Genomic DNA, 17,754 nt, shown 5'->3' with positions numbered 1-17,754 from the left:
CGCCTGACTCGTAGCGTCAGGCGCAATAGATCAACGTTTGTCTTCGACCTTCCAGGCCTTGCCATCGTAGAACGCGCGCCAGCCTGTCGGCTTGCCTTCCACTTCGGTCTGCACATATTGCTCTTTGGTTTTGCGGCTGTAACGAATCACCGCAGGGTGCCCGTCGGGATCTTTCTTCGGTGCTTCGCAGAGGAAGTGGTACTTCGGATCGATTTCATCCTTGTGCGGCACGATCTCGATCACCAGCGGAGCGCGGGTCTCGCGGTTTTTCGGGAACTGACTGGCCGCCAGAAACAGGCCGGAAGCACCGTCACGCAGAATGTACGTGTCGGTGACCTTCTCGCATTTGAGTTCGGGCATTTTCACCGGGTCCATTTTCGGCCCGGCCGCTTCACCGCTTTTCAGCAGCTTGCGGGTGTTCTTGCAGTCAGGGTTGGTGCAACCGAAGAACTTGCCGAAACGACCCGTCTTGAGCTGCATCTCGGAACCACACTTGTCGCACTCCAGGCTCGGGCCTTCATAACCCTTGATCCGGTAGGTGCCCTCTTCGATCTCATAACCCACGCAATCGGGGTTATTGCCGCAGATGTGCAGCTTGTGCTTCTCGTCCAGCAAGTACGCATCCATGGCCGTACTGCAAATATGGCAACGGTGCTTGCCACGCAATACGCGCGACTCGGACTCACCCTCGTCATCCTCGGCAATTTCGTCGCCGGGTGTGAGGTTGACGGTCGCCTTGCAGCGCTCTTTAGGCGGCAGGCTGTACCCGGAGCAACCGAGAAACACTCCGGTCGACGCCGTACGAATCTGCATCGGGCGACCGCAGAGCTTGCAGGGGATGTCCGTCATCACCGGCTGGTTGGAACGCATGCCGCTGTCTGGCGCTTCGGCTACTTCGAGCTTCTTCTTGAAGTCACCGTAGAACTCGTCGAGCACGTTTTTCCAGTCGCGCTGACCTTGAGCGACGTCATCGAGGTTCTCTTCCATGCCGGCGGTGAAGCCGTAGTCCATCAGGTTCGAGAAGCTTTCAGACAAGCGCCCGGTAACGATATCGCCCATTTTTTCGGAGTAGAAACGGCGGTTATGCAACGCGACGTAACCACGATCCTGAATAGTCGAAATAATCGCGGCGTACGTCGATGGACGACCGATACCGCGTTTTTCCATTTCCTTGACCAGGCTCGCTTCAGAGTAGCGCGCAGGCGGCTTGGTGAAGTGCTGGCTTGGATCGAGCTTGTTCAGCTTCAGATTGTCGCCCTGAGCCATGTCCGGCAACACATCGTCGTCACCCGGCTTGGCCATCTGCGGCATGACACGGGTGTAACCGTCGAACTTGAGGATGCGGCCTTTGGCGCGCAGCTCAAAGGTGCCAGCAGCGACGCTGACGGTAGTCGACAGGTATTGCGCCGGTGGCATCTGGCACGCGACGAATTGACGCCAGATCAGCTCGTAGAGGCGCTCAGCGTCACGTTCCATACCCGTCAGCTTGCTCGGGTGGGTGTTGACATCGGACGGACGAATCGCTTCGTGCGCCTCTTGTGCGCCTTCTTTGCTGCTGTAGACGTTTGGCGATTCAGGCAGGTACTTCTTGCCGAACTCGGTTTCGATGTAGCTGCGCGCCATGGTGACCGCATCGACTGACAAGTTAGTCGAATCGGTACGCATGTACGTGATATAGCCCGCTTCATACAAACGCTGGGCCATCATCATGGTTTTTTTCACGCCAAAGCCCAGGCGGTTGCTCCCCGCCTGTTGCAGGGTCGACGTGATGAACGGCGCAGAAGGTTTGCTGCTGGTCGGCTTGTCTTCACGCTTGACGATGCTATAGCTGGACGCTTTAAGCTTCTCCAGCGCAGCCATGGCATGGGTTTCATTCAACGGCTTAAAAGCTTCGCCGTTTTCGCGAGCCACTTCAAAGCGTACGTTGGCGCCTTTGGTGGTGCCCAGATCAGCGTGGATTTCCCAATATTCTTCGGGGTTGAACGCACGAATCTCGCGCTCACGCTCCACCACCAGCTTCACGGCAACCGATTGCACACGGCCTGCCGACAAGCCACGAGCGACTTTCTGCCAGAGCAGCGGCGACACCATGTAACCCACGACACGATCGAGGAAGCGACGTGCCTGCTGGGCATTGACCCGATTGATATCCAGCTCGCCCGGCTTGGAGAACGCTTCCTGAATCGCTTTCTTGGTGATTTCGTTAAACACCACGCGCTTGTAGCGGCTGTCGTCACCACCGATGGCTTCGCGCAGGTGCCAAGCAATGGCTTCCCCCTCGCGGTCCAAGTCGGTTGCGAGATAGATGATGTCAGCATCCTTGGCGAGCCGGCGCAGCTCCTCGACCACCTTCTCTTTACCAGGAAGGATTTCGTACTTGGCTTTCCAGCCATGATCAGGATCGACACCCATGCGCGAGACGAGCTGGCGCTTGGCTTTTTCCTTTGGCGTAAGCACAGGCGCATCACCAGCGGCAGCCTTGCCACGCTTGGCAGCGGGCTCTTTGCTGGCGCTAGCGGAACCGCTAGTGGGCAAGTCTCGGATATGGCCGATACTCGACTTCACCACGTATTGGTTACCCAAGTACTTGTTGATGGTCTTGGCCTTAGCCGGGGATTCCACAATGACCAGCGATTTGCCCATGGATCAGAAAATTCCTGAATTCTAGAAATGAAAGGCGGTTGGTGCCTGTCGAGGCCCGCTATATATAGTGGCAATCAGGTGAGGTCAAGCACAGGTTACTGCGCGATCTCAGCTCAAGGCCTTGAAAACAGACTGGGTTCAACCTGAACCAAAGCAAAGCGAGGCACCTGTTCACCGTCAACTTCGACGGATTCAAGGAACATGCTCAAAGGCCGCACCCACAGGCCGTAATCGCCATAGAGTGCTTGGTAGAACACCACTTCCTCTTCGGTTTCAGAGTGTCGGGCAACGCTGAATACACGGTACTCAGGGCCCTTGTAATGGCGATAGAGTCCTGGCTGTAACTGCATGCTGCTGCCCTCGTAAAAAATCCGAAATAAAAGATTTCAAAAACAATTTTTCAGAAAAACAAAAGCCGGGGCACAAGGCCCCGGCGTCCATCACTCGAACCGTTTAGACGCGTTCGAAGACGGTGGCAATGCCCTGACCGAGGCCGATGCACATGGTAGCAACCCCAAGGTTACCGCCATTTTGCTTCATGACGTTCAGCAACGTGCCGGAGATCCGCGCGCCAGAACACCCAAATGGATGACCCAGAGCGATCGCGCCGCCGTGCAGGTTAACCTTCTCGTTCATCTTGTCGAGAACTTTCAAATCTTTCAGCACTGGCAGGGCCTGTGCAGCGAAAGCTTCGTTGAGCTCGAAGAAGTCGATATCGGCAATGCTCAGACCGGCACGTTTCAACGCTTTTTGCGTTGCCGGTACTGGACCATAGCCCATGATCGCCGGATCAACACCTGCCACTGCCATCGAGCGGATAACCGCCATAGGCTGGATGCCAAGGTCTTGAGCGCGTTGTGCGGACATGACGATCATGCACGATGCACCGTCGGTGATTTGCGAGGAAGTCCCCGCCGTCACGGTACCGCCTTTCGGGTTGAACGCAGGCTTCAAGGCGGCCAGGCTTTCCAATGTCGTTTCTGGACGAATGGTCTCGTCGTAGTCGAACATTTTCAGGAAGCCGTTCTCGTCATACCCTTGCATCGGGATGATTTCGTCCTTGAACTTGCCTTCAATCGTGGCCTTGTGTGCCAGCTGATGCGAGCGCACACCGAAAGCGTCTTGCGCTTCGCGGGTGATGCCGTGCATTTTGCCGAGCATTTCTGCAGTCAGGCCCATCATGCCGGAAGCCTTGGCCGCGTGCAGTGACATATGCGGGTTCGGATCCACGCCATGCATCATGCTGACGTGGCCCATGTGCTCGACACCGCCGATCACGAACACATCACCGTTGCCGGTCATGATCGCTTGCGCAGCAGTGTGCAGAGCGCTCATGGACGAGCCACACAGGCGGCTGACTGTCTGTGCCGCCGAGGTGTGCGGGATCGGCGTCAGCAGCGACACCATGCGAGCGATGTTCCAGCCCTGCTCCAGGGTCTGGTTCACACACCCCCAGATTACGTCTTCGACTTCCGCAGGATCGACCTTGACGTTACGTTCCAGCAGCTTGGTGATCAGGTGCGCGGACATATCTTCAGCGCGGGTATTACGGTGCATGCCACCCTTGGAGCGGCCCATCGGAGTGCGACCGAAGTCAACAATCACGACATCTCTCGGATTCAAGCTCATAAATTCCTCTCAATCGTTGGGCGCTTAACCGAAGAAGCTCTGGCCATTCTTGGCCATCTCACGCAGCTTCGCGGTGGGTTGGTACAAGGCGCCCAGATAAGCGTACTTGTCAGCCAGCGCGACGAATTCAGCGACACCCACGGAGTCGATGTAACGCAGCGCACCGCCACGGAATGGAGGGAAACCGATGCCGTAAATCAAGCCCATATCAGCTTCGGCGGCCGTTTCAACAATGCCGTCTTCCAGGCAGCGTACGGTTTCCAGGCACAACGGAATCATCAACCAGTTGATGATGTCGTCGTCGGACACTTCGCGCTGCTCGTAGACAATCGGCTTGAGTACTTCAAGCACGGCGGCATCGGCGACTTTCTTCGGCTTGCCCTTCTTGTCCATTTCGTAGGCGTAGAAACCCTTGCCGTTCTTCTGACCCAGACGATTGGCTTCGTAAAGCACGTCTATAGCCGAACGACGATCATCCTTCATGCGATCAGGGAAACCTTCAGCCATGACATCGCGGCCGTGGTGGCCGGTGTCGATACCGACTACGTCCATCAGGTAGGCCGGGCCCATTGGCCAACCGAATTTTTCCATGACCTTGTCGATGCGAACGAAGTCCACACCGGCGCTGACCAATTTGGCAAAACCGCCGAAGTACGGGAACAGGACACGGTTGACCAGGAAGCCCGGGCAGTCATTGACCACGATCGGGTTCTTGCCGATTTTCTTGGCGTAAGCCACAGCCGTCGCTGTGGCGACTTCACTGGATTTCTCACCACGAATCACTTCGACCAGCGGCATCATGTGCACCGGGTTGAAGAAGTGCATACCGACGAAGTCTTCCGGACGCTTGAGGGCCTTGGCCAACAAACTGATGGAAATGGTCGAGGTGTTAGACGCCAGAATGGTGCCTTCCTTGACCTGAGCTTCGACTTCAGCCAGTACAGCTTGCTTGACCTTAGGGTTTTCGACCACGGCTTCGACGACGAAGTCGACGGTGCCGAAATCACCGTAGGACAGGGTTGGACGAATTGCGTTGAGGGCCACAGCCATCTTCGCCGAGGTCAGGCGACCTTTGTCGACACGGTTGCCCAGCAGCTTGGACGCTTCGTTCAGACCCAGTTGAATGGCGTCTTCGCGGATGTCCTTCATCAGGATCGGCGTGCCTTTTACCGCCGACTGATAGGCAATGCCGCCGCCCATGATGCCTGCACCGAGTACCGCCGCCTGCTTCACGTCTTTTGCGACTTCATCGTAGATCTTGGCTTTTTTCTTCAGTTCCTGATCATTCAGGAACAGACCGATCAGACTATGCGCAGCCGAGGTTTTGGCCATTTTGACGAAGCCGGCAGCTTCGATTTCCAGCGCTTTGTCCCGGCCAAAGTTGGCGGCTTTCTGGATGGTCTTGATCGCTTCGACCGGCGCCGGGTAGTTCGGGCCAGCCTGGCCTGCAACGAAGCCCTTGGCAGTTTCGAATGCCATCATCTGTTCGATGGCATTGAGCTTGAGCTTGTCCAGTTTCGGCTGACGCTTGACCTTGAAATCGAACTCGCCGGAAATGGCGCGTTTGATCAGGTCCTGCGCGGCTTCACGCAGTTTTTCAGGGGCAACCACCGCATCGACAGCACCGACTTTCAGAGCATCTTCAGCACGGTTTTCCTTGCCCGACGCGATCCACTCTATAGCGTTGTCGGCACCGATGATGCGTGGCAGACGCACGGTGCCGCCGAAACCTGGGTAGAGGCCCAGTTTGACTTCAGGCAGACCGACCTTGGCGCTGCTGGACATCACGCGGAAATCCGCTGCCAGGCACATCTCGAAACCACCGCCCAGGGCGATGCCATTGATGGCCACGACGGTTGGAACGCTGAGGTCTTCAAAATCGCTGAAGATTTTGTTGGCTTCGAGGTTACCCGCCACCAGCTCTGCATCCGGCAACTTGAAGTTGTCGACGAACTCGGTGATGTCGGCGCCGACGATGAAGACGTCCTTGCCGCTGGTGACAATCACGCCCTTGATCGAACCATCTGCCTTGATGGTGTCAACGGCCTGACGCAGGTCGTTGAGGGTTAGACGGTTGAACTTGTTGACGGACTCACCCTTGAGATCGAAATTCAATTCGACGATGCCACTTTCAAGAGCCTTAACCGTGATGGCTTTACCTTCGTAAATCATCAACTGATCTCCACGATATGGAAGCTGAACAATACACGTCGGACACTGGTGGCCGGCGTGACTACGACGTTTCCGTCAATGCTAACGCCAAACCGCCAGACACACCCGCCGACGTGTTAGTCGGGATTCTGTAAGAGCCTTCTGACAATGCAAACGCTCAATTCATACGCCCGTTTGATTTGGGTAACACACCTTCACGGAAATCCTGGCAATTGTCAAATCAACAAAACACCAATAAAAGCGGCGAATTATGGGAGCACATGATCATTCATCAGCACCCATCACAGGTTTGATGCACGCTTGATGGGGAAGTATTCATGCCCGTTATGACGAACAGACTGACGCAAAGTGTCAGGCAAACCCTGCGCGCTTGAGGTGACGGGCATCTTTTGCGAATAAAATGATGAAAGCGACAACGACAAACGCTTCGGGAGCGACTACATTCAGCGCACTGAACGTTTCAGGCCAAACATGTCCGGCCGAAACATCGCGCAGCACAGTACCTTCCCAGACTCGCCACAGGGATAGCGACAGATTATCGGCCTGCCTGGCCACCCCAGCCCGATGTTGTTGTCGGGCTTTTTACTGCCTGAATTTTGAGGTGTGGCTGATTACCAATACCGCCAGAATCATCAAGCCAGCGCCTTAAGCACGGCGGAAATGCGTTGCAGTATTTCGGGTTCGCCGCGCTCGCCCCAGTACAAGGCGATCATCTGCGGACCCGCCTCGACCTTGAACACGTTGGCTGGAAGCGTACTGAACTGGGCCATCAGTTGCGCATCCTCGCAAGGCTCACGCCATTGGTTGAGCCAGACGCCCGGCGTGGCTTGCCAATAGACCCAGCACGCAGCCCGCTCGCTACGGCGCGGTCGGTGGTATTGCGCGCAGGGGCTTGGCGGCTCTTCTGGCAGCCAGTGCGGCCATTCCTGAGGGGCCAGCTGCATGCCAAGTCCAATACGCCGCGCCTCCATGCGCAGGGCCATCTTGCCGCTCTGGTGGCGCGAAGGTCGCAGCCACGCCAAAGGGCTCAGGACCAGCGCAAGGATTGACAACACTATCCAGACCGTCATATTTCTTATTCCCAGAAGTAATTATCAATTTAACCGTGCACCCAGCCCAGGGTGAAAAGAGCCATACTTACAGCTATCGCAATCTTAAAGAGGAACTCCTCATGCCATACGAACACATTTTGGTCGCTATAGACCTCACTGAAGAGTGCGATCCTGTTATCCGCCGCGCTCGCGAACTCGCCGTCAGCAATGGCGCCAAGTTGTCCCTGGTGCATATCGTTGAACCCATGGCCATGGCCTTTGGTGGCGATGTACCGATGGACCTTTCCCAACTGCAACAGCAGCAGTTCGACCAGGCCAAAGAGAAACTCGAAGCCTTGAAGCTGAAGTACCCGGAAGTCCGGATCGGCGACAGCCATCTCACCTATGGCCAGCCACGACAAGAGATCCATCAGTTGGCCAAGGCACAGGGCTGCGACCTGATCGTTGTCGGCAGCCATGGCCGGCATGGCTTGGCGTTGCTGCTCGGCTCGACCGCCAACGACGTCCTCCACGGTGCGCCGTGCGACGTTCTTGCCGTGCGCCTGAAGCGCCCTGAGTAACCGGGATGTAAATTGAAGGCCGGTCGACCAGCCGTCAGTAAAAAGCCCGGGCCAAATGGCCCGGGCTTTTTTATTCAGCTCAGCAAAGCAAAACGCATTACGCGTCCAGCTCGGCCCAGCGCTCCAGCAATGCATCGAGTTGCGCTTGCTGGTTTTCCATTTGCGCCAGCACTGCCGCAGTCTGCTCGGCTGGACGCTGATAGAAACCGGCATGAGCCATTTCAGCCGTCAGAGCAGCCATCTGCGCCTCGACATCGTCGATTTGCGCAGGCAGCCCTTCCAGCTCGCGTTGCAGCTTATAGCTGAGCTTCTTCTTGGCCACCGGCATTTCCTGAGCCGCCACCGGCGTTGCAGCAACAACCGCAGTCGCCAGCTCGGCTTTACCGGATTTATTCTCGGTCACACCTAGCAGGCGCGGCGAGCCGCCCTGACGCAGCCAGTCCTGATAACCACCGACGTACTCACGAACCTTGCCTTCACCTTCGAACACCAAGGTGCTGGTCACGACGTTATCGAGGAATGCCCGGTCGTGACTGACCATCAACACGGTGCCCTTGAAGGTCAACAGTACTTCTTCAAGCAACTCGAGGGTTTCCACATCGAGGTCGTTGGTAGGTTCGTCGAGTACCAGCAGGTTGGCTGGTTTGCTGAACAGTTTGGCCAGCAACAGACGCGCACGCTCGCCACCGGACAACGCCTTCACTGGCGTACGGGCACGTTGCGGGCTGAACAGGAAGTCGCCCAGATAGCTCAGTACATGCCGGCTTTGACCGTCGATATCGATGAAATCCCGACCTTCGGCCACGTTGTCGATAACGGTTTTTTCCAGATCGAGCTGGTGACGCAACTGGTCGAAATAGGCCACTTCCAGACGCGTCCCCACTTCCACGGTGCCGCTGGAGGGTTGCAGGTTATCGAGCATCAGCTTCAGCAAGGTGGTCTTGCCGGTACCGTTGGCGCCCAACAGACCGATACGGTCCTCGCGCTGCAGGACCATGGAGAAATCCTTGATCAGGAACGGACCGCCCGGGTGAGCGAAGCTGACGTTGTCCAGAACCATCACTTGCTTGCCGGACTTATCGGATGTATCCAGCTGAATGTTGGCCTTGCCCGTGCGCTCACGACGCTCGCCACGTTCCACACGCAACTCTTTCAAGGCGCGTACGCGACCTTCGTTACGGGTACGACGAGCCTTGATGCCTTGACGAATCCAGACTTCTTCTTGCGCCAGGCGCTTGTCGAACAACGCGTTGGCGGTTTCTTCAGCCGACAACTGGGCTTCCTTATGGACCAGGAAGCTGGCGTAGTCGCCATCCCAGTCGATCAGACCGCCACGATCCAGCTCAAGAATGCGAGTGGCCAGGTTCTGCAGAAAGGACCGGTCGTGGGTAATGAACAGAACCGCGCCCTGGAAGCCCATCAAGGCCTCTTCGAGCCAAGCGATCGCGCCGATATCCAGGTGGTTGGTCGGTTCGTCGAGCAGCAGCAGATCGGGCTCGGAGACCAAAGCCTGTGCCAGCAAGACCCGACGACGCCAGCCACCGGACAGCTCAGCCAGGGTTTTGTCGGCCGGCAATTGCAGGCGGCTCAAGGTGCTGTCGACCAATTGCTGCAGACGCCAGCCGTCGCGAGACTCAAGGTCGTGCTGGACATGCATCAGCTTGTCCAGATCCTCGGCGGTGACGATGTTCTGGCTAAGGTGGTGGTATTCGGCAAGCAATGCGCCGACACCATCCAGGCCTTCAGCAACCACGTCGAATACTGTCCGATCGTCGGCCACCGGCAATTCCTGCGGCAACTCGCCGATTTTCAGGCCCGGGGCACGCCACACAGAACCATCGTCAGGCTTTTGCACGCCCTTGACGAGCTTCAACATACTGGACTTGCCAGTGCCATTGCGGCCGATGATGCACACCCGCTCACCACGGGCGATCTGCCAGGACACCTTGTCCAACAACGGCATAGCGCCGAAAGCAAGGGACACATCGCTGAATTTGAGCAGGGTCATGAGTTTCTCCAAAAACTGGGCGCGCATTCTACCTGAGATACCCAGGCTATGTCGGCACTCAATGACGAACAACCCGCCGCGACTGAACGCAAATCCCTGATTTTCGCCCTGGAATAGACGCGGATGAATATTTCTGTCACACGTCGCGTAGTCGGCAATGCTTTCACCTAGAGCTGGCAAAGGGCTAAGCTAGTAGTACCTTTCACGGTTCATCTGCACGGAAGTCTCATGCGCAGTCGTTTGTTCAGTTTTTTATCCTGCCTGCTTCTCTCTGCGACCGCTGCGCAGTCGGCCCAAGCAGCAGATCTCACCCTTCAGCGTCAGTATTACGACGAGGCAAAGCGCGCACTGGCCAAAGGTGATTCCGGCCCCTACGTGCGTTACAGCCAGGCGCTCTCCGATTATCCGCTGGAACCTTATCTGGCCTATGACGAGCTGACCGCACGACTCAAGACCGCGACCAACCCGGAAATTGAACGATTTCTCTCGGCTCACGGCGACCTGCCTCAGGCCAACTGGATGAAGCTGCGCTGGTTGCGCTGGCTGGCAGAACGTGGAGATTGGCAGACATTCGCCCAGTATTACGACCCCAAGCTCAATTTCACCGAACTCGACTGCCTCTACGGCCAATACCAACTGAGCCATAACCTGCGCGCAGAAGGCTATGCCAACGCCGAGAAGCTGTGGATGACCGGCAAGACTCAGCCTGCCGCGTGCGATGCGTTATTCTCGCGCTGGGCAGCTGAGGGCCAGTTACCCGAAGAGAAACGCTGGCAGCGTGCCAAACTGGCCGCACAAGCACGCAATTACAACCTGGCCAATTCCCTGGTCGACAGCCTCGTTACACTGGCCCCGCAAGGCAAGCTGCTAATCGCGGTCGCACAGAAACCCGAACTGCTCAACGACCCTTCCCGCTTCATGCCGGTCGATGAAGCCATGTCCGATGTGGTCGGTCTTGGCCTGCGACGTCTGGCCAAGCTGGACCCGCAGAAAGCCATGGACATGCTCGACAGCTACTCGGCGAAGATGCATTTCTCACGCGATGAGCAAGTGGAAATCGCCAAGGAGATCGGTCTGACGCTGGCCCGCCGCTTCGATGGCCGGGCGCTCGAGGTCATGACCAAATATGACCCGGACTTGCGCGACAACACGGTCACCGAATGGCGTTTGCGCCTGCTGCTGCGCCTGGGCCGTTGGGACGATGCGTACCAGTTGACCCGCAAACTGCCGCAGGACCTGGCGATCACCAATCGCTGGCGTTACTGGCAAGCGCGCTCTCTGGAGCTGTCACAACCGACTAGCCCGCTGGTGCCAACGCTCTACAAAGCAGTCGCCAAGGAGCGCGACTTCTATGGCTTCCTTGCCGCCGATCGTACGCAGACCGCTTATCAGCTGAACAACAAGCCGCTGATGCTCAGTCAGCAGCTCATCAACAAGGTCCGCACCACGCCTGGCGTACGTCGGGCACTGGAGTTTCACGATCGTGGTCAGGTGGTCGACGGTCGGCGCGAGTGGTACCACGTCAGCCGCCTGTTCAGCCGCGATGAAATGGTCGCTCAGGCCAAACTGGCCTACGACATGCACTGGTACTTTCCGGCCATCCGCACCATCAGTCAGGCGCAATACTGGGACGATCTGGATATTCGCTTCCCGATGGCCCACCGCGACACGTTGGTACGTGAAGCCAATGTCCGCGGCCTGCACTCCAGCTGGGTGTTTGCCATTACGCGTCAGGAAAGCGCCTTCATGGACGACGCACGTTCCGGCGTCGGCGCCAGTGGCCTGATGCAACTTATGCCAACCACTGCCAAGGAGACCGCTCGCAAGTTCAGCATCCCGCTGGCATCGCCCCAGCAAGTGCTCGATCCGGATAAAAACATCCAGCTGGGCGCTGCCTATCTGAGCCAGGTACACAGCCAGTTCAACGGCAACCGCGTACTCGCATCGGCCGCCTATAACGCAGGCCCCGCCCGCGTTCGCCAATGGCTCAAGGGCGCGAACCACCTGGCATTCGATGTGTGGGTTGAAAGCATCCCCTTCGATGAGACCCGCCAGTATGTGCAGAACGTACTGTCTTATTCGGTGATCTACGGCGAAAAACTCAACTCCCCGCAGCCTCTAGTGGATTGGCATGAGCGGTTTTTCGACGATCAGTGAGCACTGATGGTGTCAGGCGGCTCTTCGCTGCCTGACACCTTATCTTCTCTTCGCGCGCGTGTGAATGATGGGCACACAGTAGATATGCGCACCCGCTTTCGCCCTACTCCAACACTGTCACCGGCATCCCGACGTCGAGAGTGCCAAGACCGTCGCTGACCATGTTCTGTCCAAACCACACCTCCCCTTCGCGCTCGCGATAGGTCTTGAGGGTGGTCAATGGTTCGCGATCCTGGGTGCGCTCACCGGTCTTGGGGTCGATGGTCGTGAGTATGCAACGCGAGCAGCCCTTTAGCAGACGAAACTCGATGTCGCCGATACGGATGCGCTTCCAGCCATCCTCGGCGAACGCTTCACTGCCCTCGACCACCAGATTGGGCCTGAACCGGAGCATCTCCAGTGGCCAGCCGACCTTTGTCGACAAATCATCCAGCGAAGCCTGACCGATCAGCAGCAAGGGGAAGCCGTCGGCAAAACCCACCCTGTCTTCAACCGTGCCGTAACCGCTGGGCAACCAGCGAGCCCGGTTGTCGGGCACGTGAACCATGCGCGTAGGCTTGCCCATGAACTCGCTGAGCCAGCGGGCCGCCTCATCCCCCGCATCGGGCACACGCAGGGTGTCGCGCCACACGGTCACGCCACGCAGCGACGCTTCAGTGTCTTCAGGCAGGGGTACATCAAGGGCCTGGAAGCCAGGAGCATTGAGGGTCACCCCACCGTCGGCATTCCACAACACCGACAACTGTGACATGTGCGGCATGGCTCGCTGAGTAAAGAAGCGCCCAGAAGCCTCTTCCACCAACATCCAGCGTCGATCCCCAGCCAGGCCCAGCCCATCGAACCGGGCTTGTTGCAGAGGTTCGGCCATGCCAGATTTGAGTGGAAATCGATAAAGCGCGCTGAGACGCAACATGGTCAGCTCCGTAATGGGCAAAGCGTTAATCTATACGAGTTAACACCCCGTACGACACCCCAAACCCACCTCGAAACCAAAAATCCGTCAGGCCTGATCCAGCATCAGACGCTCACGCACCACGTCGACCAATTTGTCCGGCTGGAACTTGGAGAGGAAATTGTCGCAACCGACCTTCTTCACCATTGATTCGTTGAAGCTGCCCGACAACGAGGTGTGCAGCACCACATACAGACCGCGCAAGCGCGGATCGTTGCGGATCTCGGTGGTCAGGCGATAACCATCCATCTCCGGCATCTCGGCGTCGGTGAATACCATCAACAGTTTGTCAGTCATGACTTCGCCGGTATCAGCCCATGCCTTGAGCATATTCAACGCCTTCAGACCATCACGAGCGATGTGCATCTTCACCCCAAGCTGGGACAAGGTGTCACGCAGTTGCGCCAATGCCACATTCGAATCATCCACCAACAGCACTTCGCGACCACGGGCAAGCTCCAGGACGGGATCCTGCAATTTGTCACGAGACACTTTGGCGTTGTAAGGCACGATTTCAGCAAGGACTTTTTCGACGTCGATAATCTCCACCAACTGATCATCGACCTTGCTGATGGCGGTCAGGTAATGCTGGCGGCCAGCACTGGCAGGCGGTGGCAGGATCGCCTCCCAGTTCATGTTGACGATGCGATCCACCCCCCCGACCAAAAACGCCTGCACCGACCGATTGTACTCAGTGACGATGATTGTACTGGTGGGCCCTGGTATCAGCGGACGCATACCAATTGCCTGGGAAAGATCGATGACCGGGAGCGTCTGACCACGCAGGTTGACCACACCACAGACAAAGGGATGACGCTGCGGCATCAAGGTCAGTTTGGGCAGTTGCAAAACCTCCTGAACTTTGAAAACGTTGATCGCGAACAGTTGTCGCCCGGCCAGACGAAACATCAGAATTTCCAGGCGATTCTCACCCACCAGCTGCGTGCGTTGATCTACCGTGTCGAGAATGCCAGCCATTAATGACTCCTGGGGGATAGTTCGTATTGAGAGCGCTCAACCCGTTATCGGCCGAAGTGAGCAGGACCTTAATTGCAACAAAATGAGGCGCAAAGCAATTGATGTCATATTGATATCATGGTTTACTCAATTTGCATTTCCAACGATCGAACTTTCGGTCACGACGCTGCTTATCCAGCGATGGAAACTGACTCCCAACTCATTCTCTAGGGGAAACCCTGAGTGGCAATCAGGCCCAACCTGATATGAGTAATATCTAATAGCCATTATTGTGACGCCATTCTCATTGCATGAATGGAGTCAGGCTCTTGTTTGCTATCGCAGGACCACGTTCAGACAACACCATAAGGGTCTCGGCCTTCCTTGATCGCGTATCAAGGTATGTCACAGGCCAAAAACAACTCACCCGGTACTTTGCAACGCATTCGCAAAAGCGGGAGGCGGTGTCGCAGAACGCGATCAAAAAACAATATTCGGAAATAGACTACAGACATCTGTTTGCTTTCAACATTAACTTGAAGCCACTCGCCGAGCGCGACCTACGATCGCTGTCCATGAGTTGTGGAGATAAAACATGTTGAACGGCAACGAGTGGCAACATTCGCTCCCTGATTTTTTGATCACATCGCAGGCGCTTCTCGCCAAGTCCGAAGAGTGCCTGTGTCATCTGGAGCTGTTCATTAACGATAAGGACGCTATCGAATGCCTGCTCAGCACCCTGTTCACCCTCTCCCACGAGGCTGACGCGCTGTCCCTTGAGAGTATTGCTGACTTCTCCCGGCAGATTCGTCACCTCCTGGCTCTCGCCTCCCCACACACCAGCCTTCAGGGCGATGCATTGTCCACCCTCAGGGACTGTTTCGCTCTTCTCGCCTGGCAACTGGAACTGGTCGATACCGACACAGGAATACTATTACTCGACGACAGCGAACAATTGGAACTACTGAACACATTCGCGACTATCGTAGGATTTGAAGATCAATTGGCAAGTGCTATATCGCCCACGCACTGGCCTACTGCCCTGACACTGAAATCCGAAGTAGCACCAGAAAGCATCGCCGCCTCAAGGATTGCCTGACGCCGCGAGCTGGAAATAAGCGCCTGGTCAACTGTACGGTCCCCTGCGGTGCGACACAGGGTTGCCTGTATCAATAACAACCCTGTGGATCAATTAGCCACATAAAAGCATCAACTTCGTCGTGCACCACGATGTTTCAAGCGCTGCACTGATTGCCTGTCTTCCCGCTGAAGGACGAACTGAGCGACTGCGTTCGACAGGCATATTACTGACCAGCCAGACATGCATTGACCGGGTTTTTCTGCCGACAACACCCAAAACAATTAATTATTCAAACAATTGAGGTAAGCTCCACGCGTTCGAATTGACGGTCGAAGTTTTTTATCCAGAGAGGCATAAACTCCATCGTCACCTGACCAGCCACTGGCTGGACGAATGATGATCCGAAGGTGATGCGTCGGCACCGTCGAGCTCCCTCACACTGACCTGATAGCAGCCGAAACAGGTTATCCGCAGCGAACATCCAATGGCTCCATCAGCTATGCATGCCAGCATCAAGTCATTCAAACTTTGGCCCCTCAGCAAAAAAAGCGCCCGTCGGCTTACCGCCTTACTTTGCATGGGTTCAGTCGCGGGCAACCTTACGGTCTATTTCAACGGCATGGCATTACCAGCCGGCTTGCTTGCACTGAACCTTGCAACCATCGCCAGCGTTTGGCACGTTCAGCGACAATCTGGCAACTCGATCAAATTCCAGCCTCGAGAGCTGGCCGAACGCATGCTTGAGGTGCAAGAAACCGAGCGCCATCGGCTCAGTCGTGAATTGCACGACGACATCGGCCAGATGCTCACCGCCGCCAAGATGCAAAGTGACTGGCTCCAGCGTCGCGTGGCGCCCGAGTGGCATAAGCAATGCGCGGTACTGTGCAGCACGCTGGATGAAACCCTGGCCAAAGTGCGCGACGTGTCTGCCATTCTCAATCCTCGCCAATTGGCCAGCCTGGGGCTGGAAGCCAGCTTGCGTGCGCATCTTGTGCGCACACTGGGGAACACAACAGTGAGCTGGAGTATGGAATGCCATCAACGCCTGGCGGGTATCCCGGACGACATGGCAGTCGCCGCGTATCGGATCACCCAGGAAGCCGTCACCAACATGTTGCGTCATGCCCAGGCCGATAATGTACTCGTGCGCCTGGAACGCTCGCCCGAGGGCTTGCTGCTGCATATCGCAGACGATGGCCTTGGTTTTACTCCGGCAGAAAATCCGGGCCAGGAAGGCCAGTGCGGTATGGCGGGCATGGCCGAACGGATAGCTTTGCTGGGAGGTGCACTGACAGTCCATAGCGAACCCGGCCAAGGCACCCAGATAGACGCACTTTTCCCTTGGGCACCACGTGTCCGCGAACGAGCCAACAAAAGTAAGGGCTTATGATCAACTTGCTTCTGGTCGATGACCACGCGCTCATCAGGGCCGGCGTACGTGCACTGGTCTCGGACATCCCTGGTTATGCCGTGATCGGCGAAGCCAACGATGGGGCGCAGTTGCTCGATCTTGCACAGCAACTGCGCCCTGACATCATTCTTCTGGATATCTCCATGAAGGAGACCAATGGCCTGGATGCACTAGAAACGCTGCTCCTGAAGCTGCCCCACAGCAAAGTGCTTATCCTGTCGATGCACACAGACCCCGAACTGATCATGCGAGCGCTTGAGATGGGCGCTCATGGCTATCTGCTCAAGGACGCCACCGGCACTGAGCTGGAGCAGGCCCTGAATGCGCTACACAATAATGAACGCTACCTGAGCCCCGCAATCGCCCACACCGTGATCAATCAAGCCCTTATCAGCGTGCAGGCGAACAGACCCGAGCGGATTGAAAATCACAACCTGACAGCACGCCAACTGGAAATCCTGAGGTTGATAGTGCGCGGTAAATCCACGCGCGAGATCGCTGGCGGTTTGGGCCTGAGTATCAAGACGGTGGAGGCTCATCGCTCGCAAATCATGAAGCGCTTGCACATTTACGATGTCGCCGGCCTGGTGTTGTTCTGCGTACGAGAGCGGATCATCAGCCTCGACGACTGATTCGGCTCAGCCGCACCGAGCCTTGACGAGTGCAGCACCCACAGCGGAACGAACCTCTTCGTTGAGGGCCTGCTTGCCGTGCAAAACCAAAATGTCTTGCGCAGTGTCATTACTGCCTTCTCCCTCTCGGTACTCAATACCCATGTGGCTTGCGCAGACTATTGACCATGCGCCAGGCAAAAAGGCTCCATCGACCAGAAAAATGGTTAATCCCTTAACGCCATCACAAAGCGACACCCTCCGTTTCACTCGCCTCAAACCATAAAATCAATCCAGTTGAATTGATCCTGGAGGTAAAGCAGAGAGGCCTGAAATATTTTGTAGAAAAACACTGCCTAAATACAAATTGCCATTGAAATGCAATCAGGGGCTGTGTTTAATTCGACAAAATATTGGCTATTTATAAAAATCAATTCACACAAGTCATTTTATTGACTTTACTCATGAATATCCATCTCAGTACCGCGGGATTTGGCACTGAATTCATGACTCGAGGAATG

General features: G+C 56.4%; 13 protein-coding genes. 5 read left to right on the top strand and 8 right to left on the bottom strand.

Translation table 11 applies throughout. The features are described 5' to 3' along the window. Window positions 1-30: 30 nt before the first annotated feature. The 5 genes from topA to RHM55_RS23635 form a co-directional block, all read right to left on the bottom strand. Entirely contained in the window at window positions 31-2,643 is a 2,613-nt protein-coding gene (gene topA / locus RHM55_RS23655) for a type I DNA topoisomerase (protein WP_219063184.1), read from the bottom strand. 113 nt (window positions 2,644-2,756) lie between these two features. Next, window positions 2,757-2,993, bottom strand: coding sequence for a DUF1653 domain-containing protein (locus RHM55_RS23650; RefSeq protein ID WP_219063249.1), 237 nt, complete (start codon window positions 2,991-2,993; stop codon window positions 2,757-2,759). Between the two features lie 103 nt (window positions 2,994-3,096). Next, the gene (gene fadA / locus RHM55_RS23645; protein ID WP_219063185.1) at window positions 3,097-4,272 is read right to left on the bottom strand and encodes an acetyl-CoA C-acyltransferase FadA; all 1,176 of its coding nucleotides are present in this window, start codon (window positions 4,270-4,272) and stop codon (window positions 3,097-3,099) included. Between the two features lie 24 nt (window positions 4,273-4,296). After that, window positions 4,297-6,444 carry a fatty acid oxidation complex subunit alpha FadB gene (gene fadB, locus RHM55_RS23640; protein ID WP_322178578.1) on the bottom strand — a complete coding sequence of 716 codons (2,148 nt, stop codon included), beginning with the start codon at window positions 6,442-6,444 and terminating at the stop codon, window positions 4,297-4,299. Between the two features lie 632 nt (window positions 6,445-7,076). Continuing rightward, window positions 7,077-7,514, bottom strand: coding sequence for a hypothetical protein (locus RHM55_RS23635; protein WP_322178577.1), 438 nt, complete (start codon window positions 7,512-7,514; stop codon window positions 7,077-7,079). 101 nt (window positions 7,515-7,615) lie between these two features. Here RHM55_RS23635 and RHM55_RS23630 point away from each other — a divergent pair, with 101 nt between their 5' ends. Beyond that, entirely contained in the window at window positions 7,616-8,056 is a 441-nt protein-coding gene (locus RHM55_RS23630; protein WP_219063188.1) for a universal stress protein, read from the top strand. 97 nt (window positions 8,057-8,153) lie between these two features. Here RHM55_RS23630 and RHM55_RS23625 read toward each other — a convergent pair whose 3' ends face one another. After that, a complete protein-coding gene (locus RHM55_RS23625) occupies window positions 8,154-10,064 on the bottom strand; it encodes an ATP-binding cassette domain-containing protein (RefSeq protein WP_322178576.1) in 1,911 nt (636 codons plus the stop codon). A gap of 228 nt (window positions 10,065-10,292) precedes the next feature. Here RHM55_RS23625 and RHM55_RS23620 point away from each other — a divergent pair, with 228 nt between their 5' ends. After that, window positions 10,293-12,221, top strand: a complete 1,929-nt coding sequence (locus RHM55_RS23620) for a transglycosylase SLT domain-containing protein (RefSeq protein ID WP_322178575.1) — start codon at window positions 10,293-10,295, stop codon at window positions 12,219-12,221. A 103-nt stretch (window positions 12,222-12,324) separates the two neighbouring features. On the opposite strand, the gene RHM55_RS23615 is transcribed toward RHM55_RS23620, so the two are convergent. Next, a complete protein-coding gene (locus RHM55_RS23615) occupies window positions 12,325-13,134 on the bottom strand; it encodes an MOSC domain-containing protein (RefSeq protein WP_322178574.1) in 810 nt (269 codons plus the stop codon). 87 nt (window positions 13,135-13,221) lie between these two features. Beyond that, entirely contained in the window at window positions 13,222-14,151 is a 930-nt protein-coding gene (locus RHM55_RS23610) for a chemotaxis protein CheV (RefSeq protein WP_322178573.1), read from the bottom strand. A gap of 574 nt (window positions 14,152-14,725) precedes the next feature. Between RHM55_RS23610 and RHM55_RS23605 the strand changes: the two genes are divergently transcribed. The 3 genes from RHM55_RS23605 to RHM55_RS23595 all read left to right on the top strand — a co-directional run bounded on the left by RHM55_RS23605 (window position 14,726) and on the right by RHM55_RS23595 (window position 17,254). Further along, window positions 14,726-15,229 carry a hypothetical protein gene (locus RHM55_RS23605; RefSeq protein ID WP_322178572.1) on the top strand — a complete coding sequence of 168 codons (504 nt, stop codon included), beginning with the start codon at window positions 14,726-14,728 and terminating at the stop codon, window positions 15,227-15,229. Window positions 15,230-15,710: 481 nt separating this feature from the next. Further along, window positions 15,711-16,601, top strand: a complete 891-nt coding sequence (locus RHM55_RS23600; RefSeq protein ID WP_322183088.1) for a sensor histidine kinase — start codon at window positions 15,711-15,713, stop codon at window positions 16,599-16,601. Further along, window positions 16,598-17,254, top strand: a complete 657-nt coding sequence (locus RHM55_RS23595) for a response regulator transcription factor (RefSeq protein WP_322178571.1) — start codon at window positions 16,598-16,600, stop codon at window positions 17,252-17,254. Before RHM55_RS23600 ends, RHM55_RS23595 begins: the two co-directional genes overlap by 4 nt. The last annotated feature ends 500 nt before the right edge of the window (window positions 17,255-17,754 follow it).

Source organism: Pseudomonas sp. MH9.2 (assembly GCF_034353875.1).
In the GTDB taxonomy this organism is placed as follows: domain Bacteria; phylum Pseudomonadota; class Gammaproteobacteria; order Pseudomonadales; family Pseudomonadaceae; genus Aquipseudomonas.
Note: the sequence above shows the minus strand (reverse complement) of the source record. Positions and strands in the feature narration are given on the sequence as shown.